This is a genomic window from Sphingomonas echinoides ATCC 14820 (assembly GCF_000241465.1).
GTDB lineage: Bacteria > Pseudomonadota > Alphaproteobacteria > Sphingomonadales > Sphingomonadaceae > Sphingomonas > Sphingomonas echinoides.
On sequence record NZ_JH584236.1, the window covers coordinates 210,856 to 218,106 of the forward strand.

Sequence of the window (7,251 nt, forward strand, 5' to 3'; positions counted from 1 at the left end):
TCTCCGATCGATGTTGTGGCCCTAACCTCCGGAACAATCCTGATGTGATCGCAAATCAAAGAAGAGCAGGGGGTCGTGGTCAAAAGGAGACCTCCGATGCGAACCGACCAGGAAATCCAGGGTGACGTTCAAGCTGAGCTTGCGTGGGAGCCGAGCGTCGCACACGAGCATATCGGGGTCAGCGTGCAGGCGGGCGTTGTCACCCTCTCGGGGCTGGTGTCGAGCTATGCGGAGAAGCTCGCAGCCGAGAAGGCAGTGCGTCGCGTTGCCGGAGTCAAGGCGATCGCAGAGGATGTCGAGGTCCGCCGACCGGGTGACGCAAGGACGACTGATACAGAGATCGCCGAGCGGATCTGCAGTCTCTTTGCGTGGGATGCGGTGATCCCGGAAGAGAAGATCACCGTGAAGGTCGAGAACGGCCGCGTGACGCTCGGCGGCACCGTCGACTGGCGCTATGAAGTAGACGCTGCGCGAAAGGCCGCCGGCCGAATCGGCGGCGTGACGAGCGTCGTCGACCTGATCTCCATCAGGCAGGTGCCGGTAACCCACGACGTCAAGGAGCGGATCGAGCAGGCGTTCAAGCGCAATGCCGTTCTCGACGCGTCCTCCATCTCGGTGATCGCAGACGGCGGTACGATCACCTTGGGCGGGAAGGTCCATGCGTGGCGAGAGCGCGAGATCGCGGAACGCGCTGCCTGGTCGGCGCCCGGTGTCACGGCCATTCACGACAACATCTTCGTGGCGTGATGGGATGAGCGCCTGCACGCCTGCCGCGGGCGGGCGCCTCCGTATCATTGCGGAGCGCTGAGCCTGCTTCGTCCCGGTACCTTTGCGGCGAAGGAGACCAGCGATGACCCAGCCGAGCGTGGCGAACAGAAGTGCGGGCACTCAGCCTGTGCGACACCATGTCGTCCTCGCCCACCCCGCCGCCGAAAGCTTCTGCAGGTCGATTGCTGACGCATACATCGCCGCGGCGGATGCGTGTGGACAGGCGACGCACTTGCACGATCTCTATTCCATCGGCTTCGACCCGGTTCTGACCGACCAGGAGCGTCCTGGCCCGCGGTATAGACCTCGGGACGATCTCGCCGCGGAGCTGGCGATGATCCGCGAAGCGGACGTCCTGGTGCTCGTTTATCCGATCTGGTTCGGCCTGCCACCGGCGATGATGAAGGGCTATGTCGACCGCGTCCTCGGCGCGGACTTCGCAGCCAGCAACCTTCGCGATCACCGCCCCAGTCCGCTGCTCGGCGGCAAGCGCCTGGTTGTGATCACCACCTCCGCCACGACCCGGCCCTGGCTGGAGGAGCAGGGGCAGTACAGTGCCCTGCGGCAGGCGTTCGATCTCTATCTGAACGACATCTTCGGACTGCACGGGCACGATCGCCTGCACTTCGACGCGATCGTTCCCGGCATTCCCGCTCATTATGCCGGGGAGTGCCTAGAGACGACCCGGCAGCGGACACGCATGATCTGCGCGGAAGAACTCAGCGCTCGGCACGCCGCTCAGAAGGCGACGCTTTCGATCCGGAGCTAAGCTCCGCAGGGTTGCGGTTCAGAACCGCATGCCGATCCCCACGCCCACCACGATCGGATCGATGCTGACGCGCACCCGGTTGGTCCCTGCGCCGGTGGTGAGGCGCGCAGTCGTATCGATGTCGAGGTATTTAACGTCGAGGTTGAGGAAGGTCCGCGGGCCGATGTCGACATCCAGTCCGGCCTGGAGAGCATAGCCGACGCTGTCGCTCATGCGAATCCTTGTCCGCCCGAGCGCGCTCTCCAGCTGATCGCTCGCGTCCTCCGAATAGAAGATGGTGTAGTTGACGCCGCCCCCCAGGTAGGGGCGTACCTTGCCTGCGGGGTTCAAGTGGTATTGCAGCGTCAGCGTCGGTGGCAGCACCCACGTGCTGGCGACGGTGTCGATCGTGGCAAGCGAGCCCCGTCCGGTGGCCTTGTGCTTGGTCGTCGCGAGGATCAGCTCGGCGCCGATATGGTTGGTCGCCATGTAGGTGAAGTCGACCTCCGGCATCACGCTGTCAGTGACTCCGACGCCGCTGCCCGGAAACCCGCTGACCTCGCCCGAGGTCTCGGTGGGCGAGACGAGGATGGCGCGAGCCCGGATCAGCCAGTCTCCCGCCTGTGTTTGTGCATGTACGGTGGTGGGTACGGCTGACGCCGCAGCGAGCAAGGCAGAAGCGAAGTAGCGACGCATCGGTGGTCCTCCTGGTGTCGGACCGGTCGCTAATTGGCGGTGTTCTCGACGGATTTGACCAAACGCAAGGTCATGCCTTCGTAGATTCCCTTATGCCGTCGCGCTTCTCGCCTTCCTATTGCAGCCGGGGAAGGGGACGAACCATGCCGTCAGTTTTGCCATTTCCACCGCGCTGCAGCGGCTGCGCCGCCCGGTCGCGCGCGGTCTGCAGCGCCTTCTCGCCCGAAGCATCGGCCGAGTTCGATCGCATCACGCGGCCGATCACGCTTGCACGCGGCGAGACGATGGTCTGGGAGGATGACGAGACGCTGCTCGTGGGCTCGATCGCATCCGGCCTGCTCAAATTGACCGCGTCGCTCGCCGACGGCCGTGAGCAGATCCTGGGCTTGGCGGGAGAGGGCGACTTTGTCGGTCGCCCGTTCGGCACGAGAAGCAGCTATTCGGTAACTGCTCTTGCCCCCGCCAGGCTCTGCGTGGTTGGGCGCTCCGCGTTCGAAAGCTTTGCCGCGGCCTTCCCGGAAGTCGAACACGCTCTGCTCCTGCGCGCCCTTGACGAGCTCGACCGCGCACGGCGCTGGATGCTGCTGCTCGGCCGCAAGTCAGCGGGCGAGCGGGTTGCCAGCCTCCTCATTGAATTCGCGGCACGATCGCCCGGTACCGAGATCGCATTTCCCCTGACGCGGCAGCAGATGGCCGATCTGCTTGGCTTGACCATCGAGACGGTGAGCCGTGAGTTGACCAAGTTGCGCCACGCGGAGGCGATTTCGCTCACCGACCTGCGCCACTTCCGCATCGAGGACGAGCCGGCGCTGCGCCAGCGCGCCGCCTGATCCTACGGGAATCTGCGCATACCAAGCGACGACGAGGCGACCCAAGCTGCGCCCAGCTTGAACGGAGACACGCCATGAAGAACATTCTGCTGCTGATCCACGACGACGAAGGCCAGGAAGCACGATATCAGGCCGCACTCGACGTCACCCGAGCGCTCGGTGGACACCTGACCTGTGTCGACCTGACGATCATCCCGGAGGTGATGGGCGACTATGTCGACATGGGCACGGGCGTGCTGCTCGCCGAGGAGCAGGCTGACGAGACCCGCAACGCGGTGCGGATGCGCGCTCGGCTCGAGCGCGAAGACGTGCCGTTCGACTGGAGCGAGACCACCGGCTTCCTGTCGCGCACGCTCGAGGAGCGGAGCCGGCTCGCCGATCTCATCGTGCTCAGCACCGACATGGACGGCGAAATCTTCCCGCGCATGACCGATGTCATCGGCGAACTGCTGGTGGGCACCGGCAAGCCCGTGCTCGCGATTCCGCCCAATGCCAAGCCGCTCGCTCTCGATGGTCGCGTGATGGTCGCTTGGGACGGGTCGGAGGATGCCGAAGCAGCGCTTGCTGCCGCCGTGCCGCTGCTCACGCGCGCGAAGACCGTGGTCCTCTACTACGCCGACGATCGCTCGATGGGCGCTCCGATCGAGGATGCTGCGCGCTATCTGTCGCGGCATGGCATCGAGCCGGTGATCAAGAAGGACCCGCTCGGGATCGATCGGGTCAGCAGCGCGCTGCTGTGTGAAGCGGAAATGGGCCATCATGACCTCGTCGTAATGGGTGGTTATGGCCATTCCCGCACGTTGGAGACGATCTTCGGAGGTGCGACCCGGTCCATGCTCCGGAAGAGCAAGGTGCCCCTCCTGCTCGTCCATCACCGCTGAAGCAGTCGGGGCGACTTGGCAGCCTCGCGGGCATCGCTCTCCCGCCGCTCGTGAGGCTGCAATGAATCTCGTGACCGAGCTTGGCGCTGCGACGGCTCTGGTCGCCGCCACCTGCGCAATCCACCTATTCGGCATCGCCGGGCTCATGCTGCTGCTGCGCCGTCACCGTGGCAGGCACGACGGCGAGGTCGCGCTCGTTCGACAAGCCCTGGCGATCATCGGCGCCGCAGCCGGTCTCTTCGTACTGCATGGTGCCGAGATCTGGCTCTACGCCTGCTTCTATCTTTGGACCGGCGCGCTCGATACGCTGGAGATGGCGCTGTATTTCTCGACCGCCTCCTACACCACGGTGGGCTATGGCGATGTCGTCCTGGGCCCGGGGTGGCGTGTTCTTGGCGCAATCGAGAGCGCAAACGGCTTGATCCTGCTAGGCTGGTCAACCGCCTTCTTTGTGGCCATCGTCGGTCGCATCCGCTGGCTGGAGTCCGAAATCGGGAACACGCAATGACCGACACGTTGGCCCAGTCTGTTTCGACGTCGGAGGATCTGGCGTTGTTCATCGCCAGCGTGACCGACCGTGCGCTTCTCCTGACAGCGCCGGATGGAACCATCACCTATTGGAACATTGGGGCAACCCGGCTTTTCGGGACCTCGGCTGAGGCGGCGCAGGGCAAGTCCATCGACGTTTTCTGGCCGGCCGCTGCTGTCCGCCGCACGTCACCGGTGATCCGCTCCACCGCCCGCCTGGATGACTGGTGCACGCGTGGGGACGGCTCGGAATTCATGGCCGACATCACGATCTCGCCGCTGGTGGACGGCGCCGGAGACCTGCGCGGCTATGGCCTGTCGATCTCCGACGTCACTGGACGGCGGGCAGCCGAGCAGATGCTCGCCGAGAGCGAGGCGCACATGCGCTCGGTGCTGGCCACAGTGCCCGACGCCATGGTCGTGATCGACGAGCGCGGCCTAATCCAATCATTCAGCGCCGCGGCGGAGCGCCTGTTCGGCTACACCGAAGCCGAGGTTCTCGGCCGTAACGTCAGCCTGCTCATGCCAGGCGATCACCGGGCACGGCATGATCGCTACATTGGCCACTATCTCGAGACAGGCGAACGGCGGATCATCGGGATAGGCCGGATCGTCGTTGGCGAGCGCAAGGACGGCACCGAATTTCCGATGGAGCTGTCTGTCGGGGAGGCCCACAGCGCCGCTGGGAGGGTTTTTACCGGCTTTGTCCGTGACCTGTCCGACCAGCAGCGCGCGGAGCTCCGTCTGAAAGAATTGCAGGGAGAGCTCATCCATGTCTCGCGACTGAGCGCGATGGGCACGATGGCGTCGACGCTGGCGCACGAACTGAACCAGCCGCTGACCGCGATCGCCAACTATCTGGAGGCCGCGCGCGACCTCCTGGCGGCTAACGATTCACCACGGGAATTGCTTGCGGAGGCGGTGAGCGAGTCGGCCAATGAGGCGCTGCGCGCGGGGCGGATTGTGCGCCGGCTGCGGGATTTCGTCTCGCGCGGTGAGACGGAACGACGGGTCGAGCCATTGCCGGCGCTCATCGAGGATGCAGTCCGTCTTGGGCTAACCGGTGCCCGCGAGCGGGGCGTGCGCAGCTTCGTCTCGCTCGACCCTTCCGCGACCCACGTCATCGCAGATCGTATCCAGATCCAGCAGGTGCTGGTCAATCTGCTGCGCAACGCCGTCGAAGCGCTGCGGAACGGTGAAGTGAGTGACATCACGACATCGACCTCGCGCGAAGGCGGGCAGGTCCGCGTCTCGGTTGCAGATACCGGACCGGGGCTCGACCCGGCAATCGCGCCACGGCTGTTCCAGGCGTTTGCGTCGAGTAAGCAGGACGGCATGGGCTTGGGCCTTTCTATCTGCCGGACCATCGTGGAGGCGCATGGGGGGCGGATCTGGGCCGAGCCGGGCGACGAGCGGGGGACGATCTTCCACTTCACCTTGCCGGCCGCACAAGCAGGAGACGCGGAATGACGGAGCGGCGGCTCGTCCACCTGGTCGATGACGAAGATGCAGTTCGTCGCTCGGCGGGGTTCCTGCTCCGAACGTCCGGCTTTGACGTGCGGACCTATGTATCTGGCGTCGCCTTCCTTAAGGAGCTCAAGGACGCGGAGCCCGGGTGCGTGCTCCTCGATGTCCGCATGCCCGAGATGGATGGGCTGGAAGTCCAGCAACGGTTGGCCGAGCGCGGCGTGCGGTGGCCGGTCATCATCCTGACCGGTCATGGCGACGTGCCGATCGCCGTACAGGCCATGAAGGCCGGTGCCGTCGATTTCCTGGAAAAGCCGTTCGACAAGGCGACGCTCCTGCGGGCGCTCACTGCAGGGTTCGGCATCTTCGACCAGCATGACGCTGCCGCAGCGTCGGCGCAGGAGGCGACCATCAGGATCGCGGTGCTGACGCCGCGCGAACAGGATGTGCTGCGCGGGCTGGCGGACGGTCTCCCCAACAAGACGATCGCCTATGATCTTGGCATCTCGCCCCGAACGGTCGAGGTGCATCGCGCCAATCTGATGACCAAGCTCGAGGTTCAAAGCCTGTCCGAGGCGCTGCGGCTGGCCTTCGCGGCCGGCTACGGGTCGCAGGAGCGGACATCTACGTAGAGCGCTGCCCGGCTTTCCAGAGCATTCCAGCGCGATGGAACAGGAAACCAAGGCAGGCCTCGCGGTTGTCGTCGAAGACGATGAAGCGGTACGGCGATCGCTGCAGCTGCTGCTGCATTGGCGCGGATATGAGGTGCGTGCCTTCGGTACGGCCCAGGCGAAAGTCGACGATGACGATCTCTCGTCGGTCAAGCTGCTCGTGGCGGATTACCTGCTGCCGGATGGCGACGGGATCGGCGTTCTCCGGGCGCTCCAGCGGCGGGGCTGGACGGGTCGCGCCGTCCTTGTGACCGGCCACCCCAGTGCCGGGCTCAAGGATGCGGCGCTTGCCAGCGGCTTCGATGCCGTGCTGGAAAAGCCGATCAGGCAATACGAGTTGTTGGGTGCACTCGGACGCTAGGCTGTCACCGCCCCTCCCCACTGGGGAGGGGCGAGCAAACGGGTTCAATCCTTCTTGACGTCGATCCGTCTGACCCGGCTGGCGGCGTTCTCGTCCTTGCGGACCTGGATGGTGAGCACACCCTTCTTGAAATGAGCCTCGATCTCCGCCGGGTCCGCATCCTCGGGCAGCTGGATGCTGCGGGCGAAGGCGCCGTAGCGACGCTCGCTCAGCAGCGTACCGCCTTCGTGCCGCTCCTCGTCATGGCGCTTCTCGCCCGAGATCGTCAGGGGGTCCGGTGAGAGGATGGTCAAAATCGTAC

10 protein-coding genes are annotated in these 7,251 nt (G+C 65.1%); 8 read left to right on the top strand and 2 right to left on the bottom strand.

Annotation, left to right across the window (positions count from 1 at the left end):
* Positions 1-96 precede the first annotated feature (96 nt).
* Positions 97-747, top strand: a complete 651-nt coding sequence (locus ON00_RS19415) for a BON domain-containing protein (RefSeq protein WP_010409195.1) — start codon at positions 97-99, stop codon at positions 745-747.
* 103 nt (positions 748-850) lie between these two features.
* Positions 851-1,537 carry an NAD(P)H-dependent oxidoreductase gene (locus ON00_RS19420; protein ID WP_010409197.1) on the top strand — a complete coding sequence of 229 codons (687 nt, stop codon included), beginning with the start codon at positions 851-853 and terminating at the stop codon, positions 1,535-1,537.
* Between the two features lie 18 nt (positions 1,538-1,555).
* Here the strand turns inward: ON00_RS19420 and ON00_RS19425 are convergent, their stop codons facing one another.
* Positions 1,556-2,212: an OmpW/AlkL family protein gene (locus ON00_RS19425; RefSeq protein ID WP_010409199.1), complete on the bottom strand. Its 657-nt coding sequence runs from the start codon at positions 2,210-2,212 to the stop codon at positions 1,556-1,558.
* 92 nt (positions 2,213-2,304) lie between these two features.
* On the opposite strand from ON00_RS19425, the gene ON00_RS19430 reads away from it, so the two are divergent.
* The 6 genes from ON00_RS19430 to ON00_RS19455 all read left to right on the top strand — a co-directional run bounded on the left by ON00_RS19430 (position 2,305) and on the right by ON00_RS19455 (position 6,950).
* Positions 2,305-3,042 carry a Crp/Fnr family transcriptional regulator gene (locus ON00_RS19430; protein WP_245535647.1) on the top strand — a complete coding sequence of 246 codons (738 nt, stop codon included), beginning with the start codon at positions 2,305-2,307 and terminating at the stop codon, positions 3,040-3,042.
* 74 nt (positions 3,043-3,116) lie between these two features.
* Complete coding sequence (locus ON00_RS19435) at positions 3,117-3,923, top strand: universal stress protein (protein WP_010409203.1); 807 nt, start codon at positions 3,117-3,119, stop codon at positions 3,921-3,923.
* 61 nt (positions 3,924-3,984) lie between these two features.
* Positions 3,985-4,431, top strand: a complete 447-nt coding sequence (locus ON00_RS19440; protein WP_010409206.1) for a potassium channel family protein — start codon at positions 3,985-3,987, stop codon at positions 4,429-4,431.
* A complete protein-coding gene (locus ON00_RS19445; RefSeq protein WP_010409208.1) occupies positions 4,428-5,921 on the top strand; it encodes a PAS domain-containing sensor histidine kinase in 1,494 nt (497 codons plus the stop codon). Before ON00_RS19440 ends, ON00_RS19445 begins: the two co-directional genes overlap by 4 nt.
* Positions 5,918-6,550 (top strand): response regulator transcription factor, encoded by a 633-nt coding sequence (locus ON00_RS19450; protein WP_010409210.1) that lies wholly within the window; start codon positions 5,918-5,920, stop codon positions 6,548-6,550. Before ON00_RS19445 ends, ON00_RS19450 begins: the two co-directional genes overlap by 4 nt.
* Positions 6,551-6,584: 34 nt before the next feature.
* Positions 6,585-6,950 carry a response regulator gene (locus ON00_RS19455; protein WP_010409212.1) on the top strand — a complete coding sequence of 122 codons (366 nt, stop codon included), beginning with the start codon at positions 6,585-6,587 and terminating at the stop codon, positions 6,948-6,950.
* Positions 6,951-6,994: 44 nt separating this feature from the next.
* Here the strand turns inward: ON00_RS19455 and ON00_RS19460 are convergent.
* Positions 6,995-7,251: Hsp20/alpha crystallin family protein (locus tag ON00_RS19460; RefSeq protein WP_010409213.1), on the bottom strand; the 257-nt coding region annotated here is incomplete at its 5' end.